The organism is Vescimonas fastidiosa (genome assembly GCF_018326305.1).
Classification (GTDB): Bacteria; Bacillota; Clostridia; order Oscillospirales; family Oscillospiraceae; genus Vescimonas; species Vescimonas fastidiosa.
On record NZ_AP023416.1, the window covers coordinates 441,088 to 466,478 of the forward strand.

Consider the following 25,391-nt stretch of genomic DNA (forward strand, 5'->3'; position numbering starts at 1 on the left):
GGAGGCACGCAAATGCTGAACAAGATCTTTATTATGGGTCGTCTGACCCGGGACCCGGAGCTGCGCAGACTGGAAAACGGCACCGCTGTGACCAGATTTTCCCTGGCAGTGGATCGGGATTTCAAGTCTCAAAACGGCGAGAGAAGCACGGATTTCATCGATGTGGTCGCCTGGCGCAGCACGGCGGAATTCGTGAGCAAGTACTTCAGCAAGGGCCGCATGGCCATTGTGGAGGGTCGCCTGCAGATCCGGGACTGGAAGGACAAGGACGGCAACAACCGCCGCAGCGCGGAGGTGGTGGCCGACAATGTGTATTTCGGCGACTCCAAGCGCGACGGCGCCACCGGCGGCGACTATGCTGCCCCGGCTGCCGGCTATAGTGCCCCCTCCGGCGGTTATGCCGCACCTGTGGGCGGCACGAGCTCCGGTTTTTCCGAGATCGACGACGAGGACGGCGACCTGCCGTTCTGACCTGTACCCCCGGGGTACACCAATTCTATAAAGGAGGAATTTTTCCATGGCTATGGAACGCGAAAATAGAGCGCCCCGCGGCAACAGCCGCAAGCGCCGCAAGGTCTGCCAGTTCTGCGTGGACAAGTGCGAGCACATTGATTACAAGGACGCTGCCAAGCTGCGCCGCTTCATCAGCGAGCGCTCCAAGATTCTGCCCCGCCGCACCACCGGCACCTGCGCTATGCATCAGCGCCAGCTGACGATGGCCATTAAGCGGGCCCGTCAGATCGCCCTGCTGCCCTTCGTCACCGAATAAGGCAGAGAGAACAAAATCAAAACAGGTGCATCCCATGGGTGCGCCTGTTTTTTCGTGGAAACGGGTTGACAAATGGGTGTGGGCGGTATAATGGATATAGAAAGGACGCTGCAGCAAGCGGTTAGCCCGGTAGTTTTACAAGTTTACCAAAGTGGAAACCGTCACTTGTCGGAGTGGCGGTTTCTTTTTTGCTGTGGGGTCAGGAGAGACTCGGGGCGTCGGGGGTGAGGTCACCCCGTCCCTACGGATGACAGGATGGTGCGGTGGGGCGGGCCCATGTGGGGAGCGAACTGAGCGCTGCCAGTGGCAGAGGAAGCGAAGTGAGCGAGTGGCCGCGGTCAAAATTTCCAGCGTCCGCCGTAAGGCAGCGCAGAAATTTTGGGCACCGCAACAGGATCATCGGCCCCTACGCACCGTTTATCGATAGATCTTCGTAGGGGCGGACGACCCTGTCCGCCCGGTGCAGTGGGTTCTTGATGGTGCGTAGGGGAGGGGCTCTGCCCCTCCCACGGGCCACGGGCGGGGTAGAACCCCGCCCCTACGGAAATGGGTCAGGAAATGAGATAAACGGGGCGGCGGGGATGCGAAAAAGTGGCCTATTCCGGGGCTTGAGCCGGGATAGACCACTTTATTTTGATTATTTTATTTTACAGCTTTGTGACCATGGGGATGACCATGGGGCTGCGCTTGGTGTGCTTATACAGGTAGCTGCTCACGGCGCTGCGTACAGCCCGGGAGACCTCGCCGTCGTCCCGGCGCTTCCGGGCGGGCATGGCGTCCACGGTTTTCTGGGCCACCTCCCGGAGCTGATGCAGCAGCTCCTCGGACTCCTTTACATACACGAAGCCCCGGGTGACGATCTCCGGCGGGCACAGGAGCTGGTGATCGTGAGAGGACATGGGCAGCACCACCACCACCATGCCGTCCTCAGCCAGGAGCTTGCGGTCGTTGAGGACCACGGCCCCTACCTCGCCCACGCCGGACCCGTCCACGAACACCTCGCCGGCGGGGACGCTGGTCTCGCACTTAATGTGCTTGCCGGTGATCTCGATGACGGAGCCGTTGTCGGCCACCACGATATTATTGGGGTTCATGCCCATGGACTCCGCCACGCGCTTGTGGATCTGCAGCATACGCTGCTCGCCGTGGAGGGGAATGAAGAAGCGGGGCTTAGTGAGGGCATGGATGATCTTCAGCTCCTCCTGGCAGGCGTGGCCGGAGACATGGAGCATATCCGCCTTGTCATACACTACATCCACGCCTTTACGGAACAGCTCGTTGATGACCCGGCCCACCGTCACCTCGTTGCCGGGGATGGCGGAGGCGGAGATGATGACCTTGTCCGTGGGGCCCACATCGATCTGCTTGTGGGTGGAGAAGGCCATGCGGTACAGGGCGCTCATTTCCTCGCCCTGGGAGCCGGTGGTGACGATGACCTGCTGCTCCGGGGGCAGATTTTTCAGCCGATTCAGGTCCACCACGGTGCCCTTGGGCACCTTCATATACCCCAGGTCTGTGGAGACCTTCATAATATTCTCCATGCTGCGGCCGGTGACGGCCACCTTGCGCCCACAGGCGTGGGCGGCGTCAATGACCTGCTGAATGCGGTGGACATTGCTGGCAAAGGTGGTGACGATAATGCGCTTTTTGCAGCCGGTGAACTGGCGGGTAAAGGTCTTGCCCACGGCTCGCTCACTCATGGTGTACCCGGGGCGCTCCACATTGGTGGAGTCGGCCAGCAGGGCCAGAACGCCCTCGTGACCCAGGGCACCGAAGCGGGCCAGGTCGATGACCTCCCCGTCGATGGGGGTGGAGTCGATCTTAAAGTCGCCGGTGTGGACAACGGTGCCCATGCGGGTGCGGATGGCGAAGGCCACGGAGTCGGCAATGGAGTGGTTCACATGGATGAACTCCACCTGGAACTTGCCGGCCCGGACGGTGCTGCCCGGCTCCACGGTGATGATCTTGGTGGAGTCCAGCAGGCGGTGCTCCTGGAGCTTCAGCTTAATAAGTCCGGCGGTGAAGCGGGTGCAGTAGATGGGCATATTCACCTGCTTGAGAACATAGGGAATGGCCCCGATGTGGTCCTCGTGACCGTGGGTGATGAACAGGCCCCGGAGGCGGTTGTGATTTTTGATCAGGTAGCTGACATCGGGAATGACACAGTCGATGCCGTACATATCGTCGCCGGGGAAGGCCATGCCGCAGTCCACCACGATGATCTCACCGCCGTATTCGTAGGCGGTCATGTTTTTACCGATCTCATTGAGGCCGCCCAGGGGGATGATTTTTAATTTTTCTGCCATAAAAGTATTGATTCTCCTTTTTAGTTCCGGGGTCGCGGCGGGCGGGAACAACGCAAAAATGCGCGCCAAAACAAAGGCGCCCCGCCTGCGCCGGGCCCTGCATCGCCCTGCGCGGCGGCGGAGGACCGCCTGACCGTGACCGTAGTTTAATTTTTTCGGGGGATAAGCCCCGTTTATCGCATCGCGGCATCCACATTGCACGCGAAAAGATACAGATAACTGGCGAAAAATCTTCGATTTTTCTGCCAAAGGGATGGCAGTCTGCTGCGCGCATAATTTTGCCGCCTTGCGGCAAAATTTCACACTGGCAGCCTGAGAGGTATTTTTCCCCACGCGCATGTCGCAGTGAAAAATGATCCCAATTCTTTGCCGCCTGCGGGCGGCAAACTCTGCGAGGCTTTTTGAAACACCACAGCCGGTGACACCGATCACTTCGCAGTGACGGGTTTTGGTGAGGATTTTCCTCGATTATTTTATAGTATAGCACAGTTTTTATCATTTGTACACCCCCAACCGTGCGACGGATTTTGCCCGGGCTCGACAGAAGGAGGGCGGGACGACCGATTTCAGCGGCGAGGGAGGCCCTTATACGGTCTTCCATGCCGTTATCGAAAATCCTGCTGCTTTGCCGACAGCCTCAAAAAAATCTGCCCGTCCCAAAAGTCTCGAAAGAACCCCTTGTCTGCTTTGCGTTATTATGGTATAATGAACAATCAAAATGAAACTGGGTCACTATCCCTATGCGACAGGAGGGCAGGCAATGAACGGGAAATTACGCAAGCTCGTGCAGACGAATATGGTGCTGTATATCCTGCTGCTGCTGGTGTTTGCCGGACTGACGGCGCGGCTGTCGCCGCTGCTTGCCGCCGGTGAGGTGGCGGCGGCCCTGCTGGTGTGGTATGTGAGCCGGCGGCGCAACAAGGTCATGCAGCAGCAGCTTCACCAGTATGTGGAGCGCATCTCCGGCGGCGCCGACACCGCCAAGACCAGCAATATGCTTTTCGCTCCCATGCCTATGATGGTCTTTAACCCCGACAGCGAGGATGTGCTGTGGGCCAACGACCTGTTTGCGGAGCTGCCGGGTGTGGGAGAGAACATCTATGAGTCCCGGGTGCGGGATGTGGTAAAGGGCTTCGAGACCCACTGGCTCATGGAGGGGAAGCCCGAGTATCCGGGGATTTTCACCTGGAACGACCGGCGCTATCGGGTGTTCGGCTGCCTGTCGCAGCCTGAGGAAAAGGGTCGCTTCGGGGTGCTGGCCACCACCTATTGGATGGATGTGACGGACCTGGAGCATATGCGCTCTACGCTGGAGGAGACCAAGCCCGTGGCCGCCATTGTGATGATCGATAACTACGAGGATCTGATGAGCGCCTGCCCGGAGGGGAAGCGCTCGGCGATACGGGCGGCCATTGAGGAGAAAATGGACCAGTGGCGGGGCACCTCCGGGGCGCTGCTGATGAAGTACGACCGGGACCGCTACCTGATGGTGTTCACGGAGAAGCAGTACGAGGCCTTTGCCCAGGGGCGGTTTGCCATTTTGGACGAGGTGCGCACGGTGCAGGCCGCCGAGGGCGTGTATGCCACCATGTCCATCGGCGTGGGCCGGGAGGCCGGGAGCTACGACGCGCTATTCAAAAATGCGGGTCTGGCGCTGGAGATGGCCCTGAGCCGGGGCGGAGACCAGGCCGTGGTAAAGGACCGGATGAATTTCGAGTTTTACGGCGGACGGGCCAAGACCACGGAAAAGCGCACAAAGGTGAAGTCCCGGGTCATGGCCAACGCCTTGGGCGACCTGATGGACGAAACGGAGCATGTGTATGTTATGGGCCACCAGTACGCCGACATGGATACCCTGGGCGCGGCGGCGGGCGTGTGCGCCATTGCCCGTAAGCGGGGCAAGGTCGCCCGGATCGTGATGGACACGGAGAACAACTCCGTGGGGCCCATGCTGCGAAAGCTGAAGGCCTTGCCGGAGTACAAGGATGTGTTCATCGGCGGCGGCGACGCCTTTTTGCGGGTACAGCCGGACACGCTCCTGGTGGTGGTGGATACCAACCGCCCGGCCAGTGTGGAGTCGGAGCCTCTGCTGGAGGCGTGCAACCGGGTGGCGGTCATTGACCATCATCGCCGGGGCAGCAGCTACATTGAAAAAATGGCCCTGAACTTCCACGAGCCCTACGCCTCCTCCGCCAGCGAACTGGTGACGGAGCTGCTGGGCTACCTGCTGGAGCCCGGCGACCTGCTGAAAACCGAGGCAGAGGCCCTGCTGGCGGGCATTGTGCTGGACACCAAGAACTTTACCAACCGCACCGGAGGCCGGACCTTTGAGGCGGCGGCGTATCTGCGCCGGGCCGGGGCCGACACCCAGGATGTGCAGCGGATGTTCCAGAGCGATCTGGAGTCTATGATCGACCGCTACGCCATCATACGCCAGGCGGTGCTGTACCGGGAGGACCTGGCCATCGCCGCCATCGACGAGGAGTGCGAGCGGGTGACGGCGGCCAAGGCGGCCGACGAGCTGCTGACCCTCAGCGGCGTGCAGGCATCGTTTGTGTTCTACCCAAAGGACGGCGGCGTGTATATCTCCGCCCGGTCCCTGGGCGAGGTGAATGTACAGGTCATTGTGGAGGCTCTGGGCGGCGGCGGCAACTCCACCAGCGCAGGCGGGCAGCTGCCCGGCGTGACGGTGGAGCAGGTGCGCCAAATGCTCCAGGAAGCCATTGATAAATATTACGAAAAATCCAACCAAGGAGGAACTGCAAAATGAAAGTTATCTTAAAGGCCGATGTGAGAGGCAAGGGTAAGAAGGGCCAGATGATCGAGGTGGCCGAAGGCTACGCCCGGAACTTCCTGATGCCCAAGGGCTTGGCCGTTCTGGCTACGGCGGACGCGGTAAACACCATGCGCCTGCAGGAAAAGGCAAAGGCCAAGGCCGACGCGGAGGCTAAGGCTGCCGCCACGGCCCTTGCCGAGAAGCTCAAGGGCGTGCAGGTGAAGGTGGTCTCCAAGGGCGGCGAGGGCGGTAAGCTCTTCGGCGCCGTGACGGGCCGGGAAATTTCCGCTGCCCTGACGGAGCAGCACGGCGTGGACATCGACAGCAAGAAGCTGGTGCTGGACGAGCCCATCAAGAGCTTCGGCAGCTATCAGGTGAAGGCCAAGCTGGGCTTTGAGATCAGCGGCACGGTGTATGTGATCGTGACGGAGGAGAAGTAAGAAAAACAGGACGGAAGGAGGTTTCCCCTATGCCTATGGACGAGCTGCTGAGCCGTGCCATGCCCCATTCCCCGGAGGCGGAGCAGGCGGTGCTGGGGTCCATGCTCATTGACGCGGACTGCATCAAGGATGTGATGGACCGGCTCCAGCCCCAGGATTTTTACCTGCGGCAAAATCGGGAGATCTTCGAGACCATTTATTCCATGTTCATCTACTCCAAGCCCATCGACGGCGTGACGGTGGCCCGGGAGATGGAAAAAGCCGGGGTATACCGGGAGGATACCCGGGCGTATCTGCTGCAGCTTATGGAGGTGACCCCGACCTCTGCCAATGTACTGGAGTACGCGGGCATCATCCGGGACAAGGCCCTGCTGCGCTCCATGGCCAAGGCCGCCGGGGACATTGCGGCCATGGTCCAGGAGGGGGTGGGCAACGCCGGGGAAATTCTCGCCTCGGCGGAGCAGAAGATCTATGCCATCCGCCAGGGCCGGGGCTCTCAGGAGATGACCCATGTGGGCGTGGTGGTGGAGGAGGTCATGGACCAGTTGGCCAAGCTCACCGCCGGAGCTGAGCCTCCGGGCCTGTCTACGGGACTTTCCGCTGTGGACAGAAAGATCAACGGCCTGAATAAGTCCGACCTGCTGCTTCTGGCCGCCCGGCCCGGTATGGGCAAGACCAGTATGGCCCTGAATGTGGCGCTGTCGGTGGCCAAGGCGTCGCCGGAGAAAACCGTGGCTGTATTTTCCCTGGAAATGTCCAAGGAGCAGCTGGTGACAAGGCTTTTGGCCAATGAGGGACTGATCGAAAACACAAGACTCGCCACCGGCAACCTGCGGGAGAGCGACTGGGAGAAGATCGCCCAGGCCGCCTCGGTTCTGAATCGTACCAACATCCGCATCGACGACAACCCCTTGCTCACCGTGGCGGACATGAACGCCAAGTGCCGCAGGCTCGAAAACCTGGGATTGGTGGTTATCGACTACCTGCAGCTCATGACCTCCGCCGGGGGCAGAAGCTACAGCGGCGAGAACCGCCAGCAGGCGGTGGCGGACATTTCCCGTATGCTGAAGATCATGGCAAAGGAGCTGCAGGTGCCGGTGTTGTGCCTGTCGCAGCTGTCCCGTGCCAACGAGAAGCGGGAGGATAAGAGACCCATGCTCTCGGACCTGCGTGAGTCCGGCGCCATTGAGCAGGATGCGGACATCGTCTTGTTCCTGTACCGGGACGACTATTATAATGAAGATTCCGAAAAGCGGAATATTGCCGAGTGCATCGTGGCCAAGAACCGTCACGGCGAGACCGGCAAGGTGGAGCTGCGCTGGATGCCGGAATACACCGCCTTCAGCACCCTGGAAAACCGCTATGAGGAGGAGTGAGGGTCTGGACCTGCTGCCGTTTATGCGGCGGTGGGATATGCTGCCCCCTCCGGGAGGACGCATTCTCTGCGCCGTCAGCGGCGGGCGGGACTCCATGTGCCTGCTTCACTACCTGTGGACCCTTGGCCGGCGGGAGAATTTTTCCGTGGCCGCTGTGCATATGAATCACGGCCAGCGGGAGACGGCCCAAAGAGATGTGCTTTTCGTTCAGGATTTTTGCCGGGAGCGGGGCATCCCCTGCGTTACGGAGCAGGTGAGTGTGCCGGAAAAGGCAAAGGAGTGGGGCGTGGGCATCGAGGAGGCCGGGCGGCGGCTGCGGTATGAGACCTTCCGCCGGGCGGCGGAGCTGACCTGCGCGGACCGCATCGCCACGGCCCACCATGCCGCCGACCAGGCGGAGACGGTGCTGCTGAACCTGCTGCGGGGCACGGGCCCCGAGGGCCTGGCGGGGATCCCTCCGGTGCGGGGGGAGATCATCCGTCCCCTGCTGGAGACCTCCCGGCAGGAGATCGAGGCCTATTTGGAGCAGCACGGCATCGACCATGTGGAGGATGAGACCAACGGCGACAGGAGCCTGACCCGAAATCGGCTCCGGCTGGACATTATGCCGCTGCTGCGGGAGCTGTATCCCGGCGCAGAAGGGAGCATCTGCCGCACGGCGGAGATCCTCCGGCGGGAGGAGGAGTGCTGGCGGGAGCTGGTGGAGCGAGCCCTGCCCGAGAGGGGCACGGAGATGGAGCGCCGGGTGCTGCTGGAGCTTCCCTATGCCCTGCGGCTGCGGGCCCTGCGGGCCCTGGTGGAGCGCACTGCCGTGGGCCGAAAGGATTACGGCGCGGCGCACTACGAGGCTATGGAGCGGCTGGCCCACGGGCCGGGGGGGCTTTTACACCTGCCCGGAGGGGTGGTGGCCTTGTGCCGGGGAGAAAAATTTTCCCTGGAAAAGGAGGACAGAGCCCCGGAGACCGTGGCGCTGCTGCCGGGGGTGACCCGGTGGGGCGGATATACCGTTTTACTTGAAAAATCGGAGCATCCTGTCTCCGGGGGAAATGCGCTGGTGCTGGATGCGGATAAGATAACCGGCGGGCTCACCCTGGGCCCGTGCAGGCCCGGGGACGGGCTGTACCTGCCGGAAGGCCGGGGACGGCGCAGCGTGAAGCGGCTGTGCCTGGACCGGGGCCTGGACCCCGTGGAGCGGGATAGACTGCCTGCCGTTTACGCAGGCGGAAGGCTGGCGGCGGTGTGGCCGCTGGGCACAGATCGGGAATTTCTGCCCCGGGAGACCGGAGGCATGAGGATTATAATTACCATTGAGAGAGAAACATCAGGAGGACAGAATGATGGCTAAAAGCAACATGAATCAGGATATTTTGAAGGTACTGCTGTCGGAGGAGCAGCTGCATCAGCGCATTCAGGAGATGGGCGATGAGCTGTTTGAAAAGTTCCGGGACAAGGACCCTATGTTTGTGGGCGTGCTCAACGGGTGCTTTGTGTTTATGGCAGACCTGGTACGGGCCGCTCAGCTCAAGAGCGAGGTGGAGTTCATCAGCGTGTCCTCCTATAAAAACGCCACCAAGAGCTCCGGCGTGGTGGAGATCACCCGGGATCTGCAGCGGGATATTACGGGCCGCGACATCATTGTGGTAGAGGATATTCTCGACTCCGGCAATACCCTCTATTTCCTGCGCAATTATCTGCTGGCCAAGGGCGCCCGGTCTATTACCGTTGTGACCCTGCTGGATAAGCCCTCCCGCCGGGAAAAGCCCATTGTGGCCGACCTGTCTGGGTTTGAGGTGCCGGACGAGTTTGTGGTGGGCTTTGGCCTGGACTACTGCCAGCAGTACCGCAATATGCCCTATATCGGCGTGCTGAAGCCCGAGGTGTACAGCAAGTAAAGCGCTATCGGCGTGGACGCCGGCTGCGCAAGGACAGGTTTTCTCCGGGCGCATGGCCCGGGGAAAAGGAGGTTATCATGGACGAAAACAGAGACGGCTTTCCGGAGGAGGCACAGGACCGGCAGGATCACCGGGCGGAGGCTCCCCTGCCGGACATGGAGCTGCCGGAGCTATTCCGGCAGGAGAATGCCCCGGAGGAGACCGGGCAGCCGGTGAGAGAACCCAGGCAGACCCGGGCGGCGCAGCCCGGACGCAGACTGCAAAAGGAGAACACCTGGCGCAGGCTGTGGAAGGACTACGGCTACATCCCGGTGACGGTGGTGTGTATGCTGCTGCTGTTCAAGGTGATCTTTCAGATCGCCTGGGTGCCCAGCGGCTCCATGGAGACTACCCTGCCCACCAGATCCCTGCTGCTGTCGTGGCAGCTTCCCTACGCCGTCAGCGACCCCACGCCCCAGCGGGGGGAGATCGTGACCTTCTGGAGCGATGAAATGGGCAAGCTCCTGGTCAAGCGGGTCATCGGACTGCCCGGGGACACCGTGAGCTTTCGGGACGGCTATGTGTATGTAAACGGGGAGGAGCTGGATGAGTCTTACCTGCCCCGGCAGGGCATAAGCGCCAGCGGCAGCCGGGAAGAATATGCGGTGCCGGAGGGACATCTGTTTTTCCTGGGAGATAACCGCACCGGCTCCTGGGATGCGCGCTCCTGGGACGATCCCTTCATCCCGGTGGAAAATGTGCGGTCCCATGTGTTGGTGTGCATATTCTTTTTGAAGGGAAACAGCTGGCTCGGTATTCGAGCGGTGGCGTGAGTAAAGAGGAGGAAAAACCGTGACGGAGAGACGAAGAGTGCGGCCCGGCAGCATCCTGTTTTTGCTGCTGCTGGTGCTGTGCGTTTTTACATTGGCCCGAAACATCGGCGCCGGTGACAGCGGCATTGCATACAGCCAGATGTGCCAGTATTTCCGGGAGGAGAAGGTGCAGAGCTTCACCATCACCGGCGACAGCCTGCAGGCCAAGCTGCAGGACGGCACGGTGGTGGTTTGCACCATCGGCAGCGTGGAGACCTTTTACAGTGACTTAGACGGCCTGGTGCAGCAGCAGGTGGAAAGCGGCATCGTGAAGGAGCAGAGCTTCATCCACGCTACCAACTGGGTCTCCGCCCTGCTGCCCTATGTGATGGGCTTCATCGCCCTGCTGCTGATTATTAACCTTATGGGGCGCATGGCCGGGGGAAATGCCGCCGCCCAAGACAAAATGGCCAAGTTCGGCCAGGCCCGGGTGCAGATGCCCGGCCGGGGCGAAAACCGCGTCACCTTTGACGATGTGGCCGGGGCCGACGAGGAAAAGGAGGAGCTACAGGAGATCGTGGAGTTCCTCCGGGAGCCGGACAAGTATTTGCAACTGGGCGCCCATATCCCCAAGGGCGTGCTGCTGGTGGGCCCTCCGGGTACGGGCAAAACGCTGCTGGCGAAGTCTGTGGCCGGGGAGGCGGATGTGGCGTTTTTGTCCATCTCGGGCTCTGATTTTGTGGAGATGTATGTGGGCGTGGGCGCCAGCCGTGTGCGCGATTTGTTTGAGCAGGCGAAAAAGCAGTCCCCGGCCATTGTATTCATCGATGAGATCGACGCCGTGGGCCGCCAGAGAGGCAGCGGCCTGGGCGGCGGACACGATGAGCGGGAGCAGACCCTCAACCAGCTTCTGGTGGAGATGGACGGCTTCACCGCCAGCCAGGGCGTAGTGGTCCTGGCCGCCACCAACCGGGTGGATATTCTGGACCCGGCGCTGCTGCGCCCGGGCCGGTTTGACCGCCAGGTCTATGTGGGCCTGCCGGACATCAAGGGCCGGGAGGAAATTCTGAAAATTCATGCCCGGAATAAGCCTCTGGCAGAGGATGTGAACCTGGGAGAGATCGCCCGGGGCACCGCGGGCTTCACCGGGGCGGACCTGGAGAACCTGCTCAATGAGGCGGCGCTGCTCTCGGGCCGTCGGGGCGAGCCGGTGATCCGGCAAAAGACCATTCAGGAGTCCATTATTAAGGTTATCGCCGGGCCGGAGAAGCACAGCCGTGTCATTCCCCAGGCCGAGCGCAGGCTCACCGCCTTTCATGAGGCGGGCCACGCCATTGCAGCCCATGAACTGCCGGGTCAGGACCCGGTGCATCAGATCACCATTGTGCCCCGGGGCCAGGCGGGGGGCATGACCATCAGCCTGCCGGAGGAGGACCGCTCCTATCTGTCCAAGCGCTACATGGAGGACGAGATCGTGGTGCTGTTGGGCGGTCGGGCGGCCGAGGAGCTGATGCTGGGAGATATTTCCACCGGTGCATCCAACGATCTGCAGCGGGCCACCACCATCGCCCGCAAAATGGTGGGCACCTACGGTATGTCCGGCCGCCTGGGCCATGTGGCCTTTGACGCGGGCAGCGACGAGGTGTTCATAGGCAAGAGTATGGGCCACACCCGCCCCTATTCGGAGAAAATCGCCGCTGAGATGGACGACGAGATCCAGCAGATCCTCTCGGACGCTTACGACCGCTGCACGGAGATCCTGAAGCGCCAGCGGATGGAGCTGCAGGCGGTGGCGGACTTCCTGCTGGAGCATGAGACCATGACGGCAGAGGAATTTGCGTCTGTTTTTAAGACGGAAAACCCGTAAAAAAATACCTGTTCCGCTGCCCGGAAAAGGAGAGCTCCGCGAAAGGCTCCTCGCTACCTAAAATCAGGAAACCGCATGGCGGAGAGCTTTTTTTCGACACGCTGTTTGTAAATCGTTCCCTTTGCACAGCAGAGGGGACGATTTATTTTTCTGCGCAGCAAAGGCCACTTGTGCAAAATCACGAAAAACAGTGTCTCTCAATGAGAGACAGGAAAAGGAAAAAAACGGAAAATAAAGGGGCTACGAAAGAAACTGTCCGCCGCTGGCGGACAAATGTCAAAATAAAACGCGAAAAATTCTTTTAAAAAAAGCCTGCGGCGGCGGAAATTTAATGCAACATTTTCTCTTGCAATCGGGACAGGTTTCTAATAAAATGTAAAAATAGTCATAGGTGATTTTTGGATAGCTTGTGACTGAAACAAACTAGGAGGAAGAAAAGATGAAAAAAATCATTGCATTGCTGCTGGCCCTGGTCATGGCCATGGCGCTGGTTGCCTGCGGCAGCTCGGACAGCGGCGACACCGTGAAGATCGGTATTTTTGAGCCCACCTCCGGCCAGAACGGCGCCGGCGGCAAGAAGGAGATCCTGGGCATCGAGTATGCCAACTCCATCAAGCCCACCGTCACCATTAACGGCAAGGAGTACAAGGTCCAGCTCATCACCGCCGACAACGCATCCGATGCGTCCAAGGCTCCCGCTGCGGCTCAGACCCTGATCTCCAAGGGTGTGTCCGTGGTCATCGGCACCTACGGCTCCGGCTGCGCCATTGCCGCCGGCGACCTGTTCAAGGATGCGAAGGTTCCCGCTATCGGCACCTCTTGCACCAACCCCAATGTGACCATGGGCAACGACTTTTATTTCCGCGTTTCCTACATTGATCCCTTCCAGGGCGCTGTGATGGCCAACTTCGCCAACAAGGAAAAGGGCAGCGTCAACTGCGCTCTGATTATTGAGTCCGGCGACGACTACTCCGCCGGCTTCGGTAACTATTTCCAGAAGGAAATGGAGCGCCTGGGCGGTAAGGCCACCGTTCTGGAGTTCCAGAAGGGCGAGACCGACTTCTCCACCATCATGGCTACCATCAAGTCCGCCGGATATGACGGCATCTTCGCCCCCGTGTCCATCGAGACCGCTGCCATGATCATCAGCCAGGCCCGGGACAGCGGCGTTACCTGCCCCATCATGGCCGGCGACACCTGGGATGACATCTCCATCGCTCAGCGTACCGGCGACAAGGCCACCGATATTTATTTCTCCGCCTTCTTTGATGCAGCCGACGAGTCCAACGCCGAAGGTAAGACCTTCGTGGAGGGCTTCAAGAAGTGGGTTGCCGAGGACAAGACCCGTATCGAGAACAACGGCGGCACCGCTGACGCTATCTCCAGCGTGATCCCCTGCGGCTACGACGCTTACATGGCCGCTGTCAACGCCATTGAGAAGGCCGGCTCCACTGAGGGCGCTGCCATCCGCGACGCGCTGGCTGCCCTGGAGGTTAAGGGCCTGGTCACCGGCGACCTGAAGTTCGATGAAAACGGCGACGCTATCAAGACCTATGCCGTTATCAAGACCATCAAGGATGGCGACATCGTGTACTATAGCACCTACAACGGCTGATAAGTACCCGGCGTTTCTATAAACGACATAGAGCTTCATCGTGAGGGGAGCGCCGCTCCCCTCACGATTCCGAGGTTTTTGCACTTTGATGACTCTTGCGTTTTCGGCAGACGAGGGACATCCACTCCCCGAATGCTGAAAGCGCATGATTCATATAGAAGGAGGTTTCCGTACTTATGCATGACGCAGCTTACTATATCCAGCTTCTGCTCTCCGGCGTCACGGTGGGCAGTCTGTACGCCCTCATTGCCATCGGCTATACCATGGTCTACGGCATCCTGCGCCTTATCAACTTTGCCCACGGCGACATTTTTATGATGGCGGGCTTTTTCATGGTGTATATCTCCGCCTCCTGCTCCCTGGCGGTGTCTATCCCCCTGGTGCTGCTGCTGACGGTGATCTTGGGTGTGGTCATTGAGCGGGCGGCCTACAAGCCCCTGCGCACGGCGCCCCGTATGTCCGTGATGATCTCGGCTATCGGTGTCAGCTATCTGCTGCAAAACCTGGCCAACTACATCACCGGCGGTATTGCCCGAGCCTACCCCGACATTCCTTTCCTGACGCAGGTGATGAGTGTGGGCGGCCTGAGCGTCAAGCGCATCACCATCGTCACCCCTCTGCTGACCATCGCCCTGGTGGTGGTGCTGGTGATCCTCATTCAAAAGACGAAGGTGGGCATGGCTATGCGTGCCGTGTCCCGGGACTTCGAGACCTCCCAGCTCATGGGCATTAAGATCAACAGCGTCATTTCCATGACCTTTGTCATCGGCTCGTTCCTGGCGGGCGTGGCCTCCATTTTGTACTTTGCCAACTACGGCCAGGTGAGCCCCATGATCGGCGCTATGCCCGGCCTGAAAGCGTTCGTGGCCGCTGTGTTCGGCGGCATTGGCTCCATTCCCGGCGCCGTGATCGGTGCGTTCATCATTGGTATCTGCGAGTCCTTTATCAAGGCCAATGAGACCATCGCCGTATTCAGCAACGCTTTCACCTTTGCCCTGCTGATCGTGATCTTGCTGTGCAAGCCCAACGGTCTGTTCGGTGAGAAACTGACGGAGAAGGTGTAAGCTATGAAGAATAACAAGAAAAGAAATCTGCTGCTGTCACTGATTTTGGCAGCTGTCTGCATTGCGTTTTTGCTGTATGTGGACAAGTTCCAGCACTATTCCATGCTGGCCACGGTGCTGAAAAAGGGCGCCATTTACTCCCTGGTTGCCGTGTCTCTGAACCTGCTCAACGGCTTTACGGGCCTGTTTTCCCTGGGCCAGGCGGGCTTCATGATGATCGGCGCCTACACCTATAGTATCCTGACGATTCCCGTGGCGGACCGGCCCGACATCTACCAGTATTTTGACGGCGGCATCGTGCAGTTCTGCCTGCCCATGCTGGTGGGCCTGATTTTGGCGGGTGTCGTACCGGCTATCTTTGCCTGGCTTATCGGCCTGCCCGTGCTGAAGCTGAAGAGCGACTATCTGGCCATTGCCACCCTGGGCTTTGCCGAGATCATGCGCGCCATCATCCAGTGGAAGCAGGTGGGTCCCCTGACCAACGCCTCCAACCTGCTGAAGAAGTTTGCAAACTTCGACTCCATCCTGTTCCCCTTCGTCGTGTCGGCTATCTGCATCGGCTTTATTGTGCTGCTCATCAACTCCACCTATGGCCGGGCCTTCAAGGCCATCCGCGACGACGAGATCGCTGCCGAGGCTATGGGCATCAACCTGGCCAAGCACAAGATGCAGGCCTTCCTCATCAGCTCCTTCTTCGCCGGTGTCGGCGGCGCGCTGCTGGCTATGTTCCAGTCCAGCGTCCAGGCCAACACCTTTACCTCTACCATGACCTATGAGATTTTGCTCATCGTGGTCATCGGCGGTATCGGCTCCATCACCGGCTCCATTTTGGGCTCATTCCTCTACATCGCCTCCTCCGAGTGGTGGCTGCGCTTCCTGGACGACCCCATGCCCTACCTGGGCGTGAACATCCCCTTCATGCGGGGCGGCTTCCGTATGCTGGTGTTCTCGGTGGTCATTATGATCGTGGTGCTGTTCTTCCGCAAGGGCATCATGGGCGACCGGGAGTTCTCCTGGGACGGCATCATCGGCTTCTTCCAAAAGCTCTTTAAGAAGAAGGAAAAGAAGGAGGTGGCCTCCAAATGAAAAATGTGCTGAAAGTGGAAAATGTCACCATGCAGTTCGGCGGCGTGGTGGCCGTGGATAACCTGACCATGGAGGTAAACGAGGGCGAGATCGTGGCCCTTATCGGCCCCAACGGTGCAGGAAAGACCACGGCGTTCAATGTCATCACCGGCGTGTACGCCCCCACCAACGGCCGGGTGTGCTTCAACGAGAAATGCATCGTGCGCAATCACCCCACCGGCAAGATGAAAAAGGCCTATAAGGGCGAAGAGCCCACCATGTATACCGCGCAGTTTGGGCCCCGGGAGGCTCTGGAGGACGAGGCACTGAAGGCGTGGAAGCTTGCACAGAAGGAGCGGGACGAATACGCCTTTAGCGACCATGTGCTCTCTCCCACACCGGATAAAATCACCGTCCAGGGCATGGCCCGTACCTTCCAGAACATCCGCCTGTGGAAGACCCAGACGGTGTTTGACAATGTGCTCATCGCCAAGCATCTGCGCCGCACCAGCAACCTGTTCACCGCGGCCCTCCACCTCAACGGCAAGGAGGAGGCCCGGCAGCGCGCGGAGGTGCTGGAGCTTTTGAAGCTGGTGGGTCTGGAGGATGTGAAGGACGAGCTGGCCACCTCCCTGCCCTACGGCAAGCAGCGCCGCCTGGAGATCGCCCGGGCTTTGGCCACGAATCCCACGCTGCTGCTGCTGGACGAGCCTGCCGCCGGTATGAACCCCCAGGAGACCCTGGAGCTGACGGAGTTCATCGGCGAGATCCGCAAGAATTTCCACATGACCATTCTGCTCATTGAGCACCACATGGACCTGGTCATGGACATTGCCGACCGCATTTATGTGCTGGACTTCGGCAAGCTGATCGCCCAGGGTACGCCTGAGGAGATCCAGAGCAACGAGCGCGTTATCGACGCTTATTTGGGGGTGGTTGAAGATGCTGAAGATTGAGAATTTACATGTGTCCTACGGCGGCATCAAGGCTCTGCGCGGCATTAGCCTGGAGGTGCCCGACGGAAAGATCGTTACCCTCATCGGCGCTAACGGTGCGGGCAAATCTACCACTCTGCGCACCATCTCCGGCTTGGTAAAGGCCGACAGCGGCTCCATCACCTATGACGGCCAGGAGCTGCTGGGTAAGCCCATCAACAAAATTCTGGAGGCGGGCATCGCCCAGTCTCCGGAGGGCCGGCGGGTCTTTGCCAACCTGACGGTGCTGGAAAACCTGAAGATCGGCGCATACCTGCGCAAGGATAAGGACGGCATCGAGAAGGACCTCAAGTGGGTCTACGAGCTGTTTCCCCGGCTGGAGGAGCGGAGCTGGCAGCTGGCGGGTACCCTCTCCGGCGGCGAGCAGCAGATGCTGGCCGTGGGCCGGGCGCTTATGAGCCGCCCCAAGGTCCTGATGATGGATGAGCCGTCCTTGGGTCTGGCTCCCCTGGTGGTGCAGGGTATTTTCGACATCATCCGCACCATCAACAAGGAGGGCGTGACGGTGCTGCTCATCGAGCAGAACGCCAACATGGCCCTGAAGGTGGCAGACCTTGCCTATGTGCTGGAAACCGGCACCATCACCAAGTTCGGCACCGGCGCGGAGCTCCTGGCAGACGAGTCTATCAAAGAGGCTTATTTGGGCAAGAGCAAAAAGTAACAAAAAAGCGGAGGCTCCCGATGGGAGTCTCCGCTTGAAACTGTCGGAAAAACCCGGAGGGTTTTTCCGACAAAAGGTTTACAGTCTGCTGCGCGCAGAATTTGTGCGCCGTAGACGCATAAATTTCGCACTGGCAGCCTGAGAGGTATTTTCTCTCACGCACATGTCGCGAGAGAAAATGATTTTATTTCTTTGCCGCCTGCGGGCGGCAAACTCTGCGAGGCTTTTTTAAAACATGGAAACGGAGACTCCCGGATGGGAGTCTCCGTTTTTGCAGTACAGCTACGGTGTTTACACCGCTGCGCCCTCGGACTGCTCCTTGACAGGGGCGGCCTCCTTCTCGATGGTGACCTTGCCGTCGCGCAGGCAGATGCGGGCGGTATCGCCGCTTTGCAGCGTGCCCTCCAGCATCAGCTCGGCCACAGCATCCTCCACCTCGTTCTGGATGGCCCGGCGCAGAGGACGGGCACCGTACTGGGGGTCAAAGCCATCCTTGGCCAGGGCGGTGACGGCGTCATCGTCAGCCAGGAGGGTGATGCCCTGCTGGGCCATGCGCCCGCCGGTGATCTGCAGCATACGCTGGGCGATGTGGCGGATATCCTCCTCCGTAAGCTGGCGGAACACAATGGTCTCGTCGATACGGTTCAGGAACTCGGGCTTGAAGGTCCGGCGCAGCTCCTCCATCACCGCCTGCTTGATGCGGGCGAAGCGGGCCTTTTCGTCGGCGTCGGATTCCCGGCCGTCAAAGCCCAGGGGTTTGTCGGCGGAGGTAATGTTCCGGGCGCCCACATTGCTGGTCATGACAATGATGGTGTTCTTGAAGTCCACCCGGCGGCCCTGAGAGTCGGTGACGATGCCGTCCTCCAGGATCTGCAGCAGGATGTTCCACACATCCTCGTGGGCCTTCTCGATCTCATCGAAAAGCACCACGGAATAGGGCTTACGGCGCACCTTTTCGGTGAGCTGGCCGCCCTCCTCGTGGCCCACATAGCCGGGAGGCGAGCCAACCAGCCGGGACACGGTGTGCTTTTCCATATACTCGGACATATCAATACGGATCATGTCGTTTTCGCTGCCGAACATTACCTGAGCCAGAGCCTTGCACAGCTCCGTCTTGCCTACGCCGGTGGGGCCCAGGAACAGGAAGGAGCCAATGGGACGCTTGGGGTCCTTCAGCCCCACACGGCCCCGGCGGATGGCCTTGGCCACAGCGGTGACGGCCTCATCCTGGCCCACCACACGCTGATGCAGAGTCTCCTCCAGCTTCAGCATACGCTGGCTCTCGTCCTCGGTGAGACGGGTGACGGGAATGCCGGTCCACCCGGCCACCACCTTAGCGATGTCCTCTTCACCCACAGTGCCGCGATTCACGGCCAGATTCTTGCGCCAGTTGTCCCGCTCGATTTCCACCTGCTGGACATAGTTCTGCTCGATGTCCCGAAGCTGGGCGGCCTTTTCGTAGTCCTGGGCGGCAATGACATCGGCCTTCTCCTTGCGCAGGGCAGCCAGCTTCTCCTCCAGGCTCTTCAGCTCCGGAGAGGCGGCCTCGGCGTCCATACGCACCCGGCTGGCGGCCTCGTCCATCAGGTCGATGGCCTTATCGGGCAGGAAACGGTCGTTGATGTACCGCACGGACAGGCGCACGGCGGCCTCAATGGCCTCGTCGGTGATGGTCAGCTTGTGGTGGGACTCGTACTTGTCCCGCAGACCCTTCAGGATCTCAATGGCTGTCTCGGGGGTGGGCTCCCCCACGGTCACCGGCTGGAACCGGCGCTCCAGGGCGGCGTCCTTCTCAATGTACTTGCGGTACTCATTGAGAGTGGTGGCGCCTACCACGCGAATTTCGCCCCGGGACAGAGCGGGCTTGAGGATGTTGGCGGCATCCACGGCGCCCTCGGCAGAGCCTGCGCCCACGATGGTGTGCAGCTCATCAATGAAGAGGATGACATTGCCGTCCTTCTTCACCTCGTCGATGGTCTTTTTAATGCGCTCCTCGAATTCGCCCCGGTACTTAGTCCCGGCGACCATGCCGGACAGGTCCAAAGACAGGACCTTCTTGTCCAGCAGCTCCTCCGGCACATCCGCCGCAGCGATGCGCTGGGCCAGACCCTCGGCAATAGCCGTCTTGCCCACGCCGGGCTCGCCGATCAAAACGGGGTTATTCTTGGTGCGGCGGGACAGAATTTGGATGACCCGCTGAATTTCCTTTTCCCGTCCGATGACCGGGTCCAGCTTGCCCTGACGGGCCGCCTCGGTCAGATCCCGGGTAAATTCGGCCAGGGTCTTGCCCTTCTTGCCGTCTTCCCGATGGGGAGCGGGGGCGCTTCCGGCGGAAGCCCGGGGCCCCTCGTTGATCTTCTGAACCACGGAGCTGTACATCTTCTTGGGGTCGATACCCACGGTGTCCAGCACGCGGATGGCCATGTTGTTGCCCTCCCGCAGCAGGCCCATGAGCAGATGCTCGGTGCCGATGTACCCGGCGCCGGTGCGCATAGCCTCAGACACAGCCAGCTCCACGGCGCTCTTGGCCCGGGGAGTAAGCCCCTGGGTGGGGGCTGCACCGGACATACCCTTGCCCACACTGCGCTCCAGCACAGTGCAGATCATATCCTCCGTCATGCCGTACTCCTGCATGACCCGGTGGGCAATGCCATCCTCCTCCCGCATCAGGCCTAACAAAATATGCTCACAACCCACATAGCCGTGGCCCATCTCCTCAGCGGCCTCCTGGGCCAGGCGCAGGGCCTCCTCTGCACGGGGTGTAAATTGATTTTCATGTGTCATATAGAACACTTCCTCTCGCTTACAGTATCGTTATGCAATCGCTGAAATACCCGCCGCCCTTACGACTGCGAGGGCAGGGAACGAAGCTGGTCCCGAATGCGGGCGGCTTCCTCATAGTTTTCGCTTTCCACAGCGGTCTTGAGCTGCTGCTCAAGGGCGTTTCTCTGGCGCTGGCTGCGCAGAGAATCCTGCTGCGCTTTGTCTACAAGACCTGCGCTTTCCTCAGGGACCTGCGCCTCCACAGCCACCGGCTGGCCCGGCTCCGGGAACTCCGTGAGCATCCTTGTGCCGAAGCCCTCCAAAAACGGCTCCAGCATGGAGAAGGGACGGCTGAAAAAGTCGTCGTCACCAAACAGGCTCATGGGTCGCATGCTGCGGCGCAGGGAGCTGGTGTAGCCCATGGCCCGGGCACAGTCCTGACACAGATGCACCTGGGTCACATGGCCGTTTACGCTGCTCTTATAGAAAAATGTGGCTTCATTCTTTCCGCAATGTTCACACTTCATAATATGTTCCTCCTTACTTCCGTTCAAACCAAATGGATAAGAATTTGTTTCAAAATATCCGCCCGCAGGGTGTCGCGGCTCTCCCGGGGAACGCTGCGCAGAGCGCTGTCCGACAGGGCACACAGGGCCGCCTGCGCCGCCTGCGGGGCGATGGCCTGGGAGTCCCTTAGGTTGGCAACGATGGCCCGGGCGCTGGGCCCATCCAGCTTGTCGCCGATGGAATTGATGACATGCATCAAAAGCGTCTGCCGGTCCATCTGCACCCGCGTGATGCGGATGTATCCGCCGCCGCCTCGACGGCTCTCCACAATGTAGCCATGCTCCGGGGAGAACCGGGTGGACATCACATAGTTAATCTGGCTGGGCACGCACCCAAACCGCTGGGCCAGGTCGCTGCGCTGCAGCTCCAGCACCCCGTCGGTCTCATCCAAAGCCTCTTGAATGAATCCTGCTATCAAATCTGAAATGCCCATAGGGAACTCCTCCTCTTGGTTTGACCTTCTTTGACTTTGATTGTAGTATAGCACGATGCGGCAAAATGTCAAGGGGGAAAATTTGACTTTCTTTGACCTTTTTGAAAACAAATTGTGAACATAAGAATTTATTTGTATTCTTTTGACAAAATAGCACTTTTTCAAATAGAATTTACTTGCTTTTTGAGATTCTTGTGATACAATGAGGTTACAAATCTTAATGGAGGTGCTCTTATGGCTTATCAGATCGGTTCTGCCTGCGTCAGCTGCGGCGCTTGCGCAGATGTTTGCCCCGTGGGTGCTATTTCCCAGGGCGATTCCAGCTATGTGATCGATGCAAACGCTTGCCTGGACTGCGGTTCCTGCAGCGATGCTTGCCCCAACGGCGCTATCAGCCCCGCTGACTAATCTTACATAGTGAAAAATATCGCAGGGCCTGGCCCTGCGATATTTTTTTGCCCGGCGAAAAATCTGCGAGGCTTTTTTAATGAGGATCGCTCCGGGCATTGCCCTGGGGCTGTTTTTATATTATAATGGGTGAAAACGATGCAGGAGGGAGCCACGGTGGTAAAACAGGATCAGCTTTGGCCCGGCGGCTTCCGCTTTTTCTTTGACGACGGGCTGTTTCAGCCGGGAACGGATTCATTCCTCCTGGGGAGCTTTCCCCGGCTGCGGCGGGGGGCGCGGGTGTGCGACCTGGGGGCCGGAACAGGGCTTTTGGGCCTGCTGCTTCTGGCCCGGGAGCCGTCCCTGCAGGTAACCAATGTGGAGCTGCAGGAGGCAGCGGTGGAGCTGGCAAGGCAAAACGCGGCCCTGAACGGCCTTTCGGACCGGGTGGCAAATCTCCGGGTGGATTTGCGGGACAAAACCCGGTTGCCCCCGGCGGGGACCTTCGATCTGGTGGTCAGCAACCCGCCGTATTTTGACGCGGCCCGGGGCGCTGTGGCAAAAGGCACCGAAAGGGGCCTGGCCCGGGCGGATTGCACCTGTACGCTGCCCCAGCTCTGCGCCGCGGCTGCACGGCTGTTGCGCCACGGCGGCAGCTTTTGCCTGGTGTTCCGGGTGGAGCGGATGGCAGAGCTTTTTGCCTGCCTGCAGAGCTGTACTTTGGAACCGAAACGGCTGCGCCTGGTGCAAAATACGGCCCAAAGTGCCCCTAAGCTGCTGCTTTTGGAGGCCAGAAAGGGCGGCAAGCCGGGACTTTCCGTGGCGGCGCCGCTGCTGCTGCGAGGCCCGGACGGCGGCGAGTCAGAGGAGCTGGCGCAGATCTATTTTCGTGATAAGGAGTAAAAGCTATGGCCGGAACACTGTATTTGGTAGCTACGCCCATCGGAAATCTGGGGGACTTCTCGCCCCGGGCCCGGGAGACATTGGACCGGGTGGACTTCATTGCGGCCGAGGATACGAGGGTGTCCGTGAAGCTGCTGAATCATTTTGCAATAAAAAAGCCGCTGGTGAGCTACCACGAGCACAACCGGGCGGCGGCGGGGCAGGCCATCCTGGCCCGGCTGCTGGCGGGAGAGAGCTGCGCCCTGGTGACCGACGCCGGGACCCCGGCCATCAGTGATCCCGGGGAGGACCTGGTGCGCCTGTGCGGAGAGAACGGCGTGACGGTGGAGGCCATCCCCGGCTGCTGCGCGGCGGTGTGCGCCCTGGCGGTGTCGGGCCTGAGTACAAGGCGGTTCACCTTCGAGGGCTTTCTCCCTGCCAACAAAAAAGAGCGCCGGACGGCGCTGCTGAAGCTGCAGGGCGAGGAGCGGACCATGGTGTTTCACGAGGCCCCTCACAAGCTGCGTGCGACCCTCTCGGACATGGCGGAGATCCTGGGCGATCGGCCCGTGGCCCTGTGCCGGGAGCTGACGAAGCTCCACGAGGAGACCGTGCGCACGACCCTCGTCGGGGCGGTGGCCCTGTATGGAGAGCGGGAGCCCCGGGGCGAATATGTGCTGGTGGTGGCCGGGGCTCAGCCGGAGGAGGAGACCACCCTGACCCTGGAGGAGGGCGTGCAGCGGGTGCTGCGGCTGCGGGAGGACGGCATGAAAATGAAGGAAGCCGTCCGCACAGTGGCAGCCCAAACAGAGCTGAACAAAAACGACCTCTACGAGGCGGTGCTGCAGGCGGAAAGGTGAGAGCCGCAGCGGACCCTTTACAATTAAAATTAGAGGGCGTACCAAAAAGAAATTTTTGGTACGCCCTCCCAGTGTGTCAAAAAAGCCTCGCAGAGTTTGCCGCCCGCAGGCGGCAAAGAAATGAAATCATTTTCTCTCGCGACATGTGCGTGAGAGAAAATACCTCTCGGGCTGCCAGTGTGGAATTTGTCCGTCATAGACGGGCAAATTATGCGCGCAGCAGACTGCAAGCCTTTTGTTGGAAAAACCCGGAGGGTTTTTCGACAGTCTTAGAGGGCGTACCGAGAAGAATTTTCCGGTACGCCCTCCGGAGGAGCGAAAGACTCCTCTGTTTTTTTATGTGCGTGTTTTCTTCAGCCGCGACAGGCAGCTGCCGCAGATGTTCTTGCCCAAGACGGTGCGAAGATCCTCGCTTCCGCCGCAAAAAACGCAGCGCTCTTCGTGCTTTTGCAGAATGATGGAGCCGCCGTCTACATAAATTTCCAGCGGGTCCTTCTCTGCGATGCTGAGTGTGCGGCGAAGCTCGGCGGGAAGCACGATCCGCCCAAGCTCGTCAACTTTTCTTACGATCCCGGTTGCTTTCACTCTGGTATACCCCTTTTCCCTTTTTTGCTGCCCTAATTATGTCATGATACAAGAAAAAAGTCAACTATAAATCGACAATTTATGCAAATGGTATATTTCTTTTCCACGATGTTTGTGCATATAGTCCTATGAGGTGAGGACATTGGCAATGGCATTTATATGGACGGCCATGGTAGCGGCCTCGGTCCTGTGTGGGGCGGCGTGCGGACGCATGGCGGAGGTGTCCGCGGCGGCGCTGGAGGGAGCCGGGGCAGCGGTGGAGCTGTGCCTTTCCCTGGCAGGCGCCCTGTGCCTGTGGTCGGGATTTATGGAGCTTTTAAAGCAGTGTGAGCTGGATAAGAAGCTGGCGGCTCTGTTTCGCCCGGCGCTGCGGCGGCTGCTGCCGAGGGCCAGCCGGGACCCGGAGACCTTGGCAGCGGTGAGCGGGAATCTGTCGGCCAACCTCCTGGGGCTGGGAAACGCCGCCACGCCCTTGGGTATTCGAGCGGCCCGACGCATGGCCCTGGGGTCCCAGGGCACGGCCGATAATGAGCTGTGCCGCTTGGTGGTGCTGAATACTGCCTCGGTACAGCTTTTGCCCACCACCGTGGCGGCGGTGCGGGCCGGATGTGGGTCCGCTGCGCCCTTTGACATATTGCCGGCGGTGTGGGTCAGCTCGGTGCTGTCGGTGACGGCGGGACTGCTGACGGCCCGGCTATTGGAAAGGGTGGTGCGGTGATGGATTTGGCGCGTATCAGCGTGTGGCTGATCCCTTTGCTGCTGGCGGGGACGGCGCTGTATGCTCTGTGGCGGCGGGTGGATGTATTTTCGGCGCTGTGTGCCGGGGCCGGAGAGGGGCTTTCCGTGACGCTGCGCATCCTGCCGGCGCTGACGGCACTGCTGACGGGGGTGTATATGCTGCGGGCCAGCGGAGCCATGGAGCTGCTGGCAGGGCTTTTGACACCGATTTTGACCCGTGTGGGCATCCCGCCGGAGACGGTGGGGCTGCTGCTTATCCGCCCGGTCAGCGGCAGCGGGGCTTTGGCTGTGGGCAGCGAAATCATGCAGACTTACGGCCCCGACAGCGCCATCGGGCGCACGGCGGCGGTGATGCTGGGAAGCACGGAGACGACCTTTTATACCGTGGCGGTATACTACGGGGCGGCGGGGATACGCCGCACCCGCCACACCATTCCGGCGGCCCTGGCAGCGGATATTACGGGCTTTCTGGCCGCGGCGTGGACGGTGCGATGGATATTTTAGAGGAAGAGATAGGGGGCACATGGAAAGTGAGCGGACAGAGGTGTTTGCCCCTACG

General features: G+C 60.2%; 24 protein-coding genes. 19 read left to right on the forward strand and 5 right to left on the reverse strand.

The window, feature by feature from the left end:
• Positions 1 to 12: 12 nt before the first annotated feature.
• Positions 13 to 471: a single-stranded DNA-binding protein gene (locus KI236_RS09295; protein WP_212821381.1), complete on the forward strand. Its 459-nt coding sequence runs from the start codon at positions 13 to 15 to the stop codon at positions 469 to 471.
• Between the two features lie 46 nt (positions 472 to 517).
• Positions 518 to 769 (forward strand): 30S ribosomal protein S18, encoded by a 252-nt coding sequence (gene rpsR / locus KI236_RS09300; protein WP_212821383.1) that lies wholly within the window; start codon positions 518 to 520, stop codon positions 767 to 769.
• A 647-nt stretch (positions 770 to 1,416) separates the two neighbouring features.
• On the opposite strand, the gene KI236_RS09305 is transcribed toward rpsR, so the two are convergent.
• Entirely contained in the window at positions 1,417 to 3,075 is a 1,659-nt protein-coding gene (locus KI236_RS09305; RefSeq protein WP_212821386.1) for a ribonuclease J, read from the reverse strand.
• Between the two features lie 760 nt (positions 3,076 to 3,835).
• On the opposite strand from KI236_RS09305, the gene KI236_RS09310 reads away from it, so the two are divergent.
• The 12 genes from KI236_RS09310 (at position 3,836) to KI236_RS09365 (ending at position 17,617) form a co-directional block, all read left to right on the forward strand.
• Complete coding sequence (locus KI236_RS09310) at positions 3,836 to 5,845, forward strand: DHH family phosphoesterase (protein ID WP_212821388.1); 2,010 nt, start codon at positions 3,836 to 3,838, stop codon at positions 5,843 to 5,845.
• Positions 5,842 to 6,291: a 50S ribosomal protein L9 gene (gene rplI, locus KI236_RS09315; RefSeq protein ID WP_212821390.1), complete on the forward strand. Its 450-nt coding sequence runs from the start codon at positions 5,842 to 5,844 to the stop codon at positions 6,289 to 6,291. Before KI236_RS09310 ends, rplI begins: the two co-directional genes overlap by 4 nt.
• A 29-nt stretch (positions 6,292 to 6,320) precedes the next feature.
• On the forward strand, positions 6,321 to 7,667 hold the full coding sequence (dnaB, locus tag KI236_RS09320; RefSeq protein WP_212821392.1) for a replicative DNA helicase: 1,347 nt from the start codon (positions 6,321 to 6,323) through the stop codon (positions 7,665 to 7,667).
• Positions 7,654 to 9,012 (forward strand): tRNA lysidine(34) synthetase TilS, encoded by a 1,359-nt coding sequence (gene tilS / locus KI236_RS09325; RefSeq protein ID WP_212821394.1) that lies wholly within the window; start codon positions 7,654 to 7,656, stop codon positions 9,010 to 9,012. The genes dnaB and tilS overlap by 14 nt, the downstream gene beginning before the upstream one ends.
• Complete coding sequence (gene hpt / locus KI236_RS09330; protein WP_228738137.1) at positions 9,002 to 9,559, forward strand: hypoxanthine phosphoribosyltransferase; 558 nt, start codon at positions 9,002 to 9,004, stop codon at positions 9,557 to 9,559. The genes tilS and hpt overlap by 11 nt, the downstream gene beginning before the upstream one ends.
• Before the next feature lie 77 nt (positions 9,560 to 9,636).
• Positions 9,637 to 10,371, forward strand: coding sequence for a signal peptidase I (gene lepB, locus KI236_RS09335; protein ID WP_212821396.1), 735 nt, complete (start codon positions 9,637 to 9,639; stop codon positions 10,369 to 10,371).
• A gap of 19 nt (positions 10,372 to 10,390) precedes the next feature.
• On the forward strand, positions 10,391 to 12,217 hold the full coding sequence (ftsH, locus tag KI236_RS09340) for an ATP-dependent zinc metalloprotease FtsH (protein WP_228738138.1): 1,827 nt from the start codon (positions 10,391 to 10,393) through the stop codon (positions 12,215 to 12,217).
• 439 nt (positions 12,218 to 12,656) lie between these two features.
• Positions 12,657 to 13,832, forward strand: coding sequence for an ABC transporter substrate-binding protein (locus tag KI236_RS09345; RefSeq protein ID WP_212821398.1), 1,176 nt, complete (start codon positions 12,657 to 12,659; stop codon positions 13,830 to 13,832).
• A gap of 176 nt (positions 13,833 to 14,008) precedes the next feature.
• Positions 14,009 to 14,896: a branched-chain amino acid ABC transporter permease gene (locus tag KI236_RS09350; protein ID WP_212821400.1), complete on the forward strand. Its 888-nt coding sequence runs from the start codon at positions 14,009 to 14,011 to the stop codon at positions 14,894 to 14,896.
• 3 nt (positions 14,897 to 14,899) lie between these two features.
• Positions 14,900 to 15,982 carry a branched-chain amino acid ABC transporter permease gene (locus KI236_RS09355; protein WP_212821402.1) on the forward strand — a complete coding sequence of 361 codons (1,083 nt, stop codon included), beginning with the start codon at positions 14,900 to 14,902 and terminating at the stop codon, positions 15,980 to 15,982.
• Positions 15,979 to 16,917 carry an ABC transporter ATP-binding protein gene (locus KI236_RS09360; protein WP_212821404.1) on the forward strand — a complete coding sequence of 313 codons (939 nt, stop codon included), beginning with the start codon at positions 15,979 to 15,981 and terminating at the stop codon, positions 16,915 to 16,917. The genes KI236_RS09355 and KI236_RS09360 overlap by 4 nt, the downstream gene beginning before the upstream one ends.
• The gene (locus KI236_RS09365) at positions 16,904 to 17,617 is read left to right on the forward strand and encodes an ABC transporter ATP-binding protein (RefSeq protein WP_212821405.1); all 714 of its coding nucleotides are present in this window, start codon (positions 16,904 to 16,906) and stop codon (positions 17,615 to 17,617) included. The genes KI236_RS09360 and KI236_RS09365 overlap by 14 nt, the downstream gene beginning before the upstream one ends.
• A 291-nt stretch (positions 17,618 to 17,908) precedes the next feature.
• On the opposite strand, the gene KI236_RS09370 is transcribed toward KI236_RS09365, so the two are convergent.
• The 3 genes from KI236_RS09370 to KI236_RS09380 are packed head-to-tail and all read right to left on the reverse strand — an operon-like array spanning position 17,909 to position 21,380.
• Positions 17,909 to 20,401 carry an ATP-dependent Clp protease ATP-binding subunit gene (locus KI236_RS09370; RefSeq protein WP_212821406.1) on the reverse strand — a complete coding sequence of 831 codons (2,493 nt, stop codon included), beginning with the start codon at positions 20,399 to 20,401 and terminating at the stop codon, positions 17,909 to 17,911.
• A gap of 59 nt (positions 20,402 to 20,460) precedes the next feature.
• Entirely contained in the window at positions 20,461 to 20,907 is a 447-nt protein-coding gene (locus KI236_RS09375; protein ID WP_212821407.1) for a UvrB/UvrC motif-containing protein, read from the reverse strand.
• A gap of 23 nt (positions 20,908 to 20,930) precedes the next feature.
• Complete coding sequence (locus tag KI236_RS09380) at positions 20,931 to 21,380, reverse strand: CtsR family transcriptional regulator (protein ID WP_212821408.1); 450 nt, start codon at positions 21,378 to 21,380, stop codon at positions 20,931 to 20,933.
• 234 nt (positions 21,381 to 21,614) lie between these two features.
• Here KI236_RS09380 and KI236_RS09385 point away from each other — a divergent pair, with 234 nt between their 5' ends.
• From KI236_RS09385 to rsmI, 3 genes are all read left to right on the forward strand, one after another.
• Positions 21,615 to 21,788 carry a DUF362 domain-containing protein gene (locus KI236_RS09385; protein ID WP_212821409.1) on the forward strand — a complete coding sequence of 58 codons (174 nt, stop codon included), beginning with the start codon at positions 21,615 to 21,617 and terminating at the stop codon, positions 21,786 to 21,788.
• Between the two features lie 156 nt (positions 21,789 to 21,944).
• A complete protein-coding gene (locus KI236_RS09390; protein ID WP_212821410.1) occupies positions 21,945 to 22,670 on the forward strand; it encodes a tRNA1(Val) (adenine(37)-N6)-methyltransferase in 726 nt (241 codons plus the stop codon).
• 5 nt (positions 22,671 to 22,675) lie between these two features.
• Entirely contained in the window at positions 22,676 to 23,509 is an 834-nt protein-coding gene (gene rsmI / locus KI236_RS09395) for a 16S rRNA (cytidine(1402)-2'-O)-methyltransferase (protein WP_212821411.1), read from the forward strand.
• 336 nt (positions 23,510 to 23,845) lie between these two features.
• Here rsmI and KI236_RS09400 read toward each other — a convergent pair whose 3' ends face one another.
• Positions 23,846 to 24,094, reverse strand: coding sequence for an AbrB/MazE/SpoVT family DNA-binding domain-containing protein (locus KI236_RS09400; protein ID WP_212821413.1), 249 nt, complete (start codon positions 24,092 to 24,094; stop codon positions 23,846 to 23,848).
• A gap of 148 nt (positions 24,095 to 24,242) precedes the next feature.
• Here KI236_RS09400 and KI236_RS09405 point away from each other — a divergent pair, with 148 nt between their 5' ends.
• Both KI236_RS09405 and KI236_RS09410 read left to right on the forward strand, forming a co-directional pair.
• The gene (locus KI236_RS09405) at positions 24,243 to 24,812 is read left to right on the forward strand and encodes a spore maturation protein A (protein ID WP_228738139.1); all 570 of its coding nucleotides are present in this window, start codon (positions 24,243 to 24,245) and stop codon (positions 24,810 to 24,812) included.
• Positions 24,812 to 25,336, forward strand: a complete 525-nt coding sequence (locus tag KI236_RS09410) for a spore maturation protein (protein WP_212821417.1) — start codon at positions 24,812 to 24,814, stop codon at positions 25,334 to 25,336. Before KI236_RS09405 ends, KI236_RS09410 begins: the two co-directional genes overlap by 1 nt.
• Positions 25,337 to 25,391 lie beyond the last annotated feature (55 nt).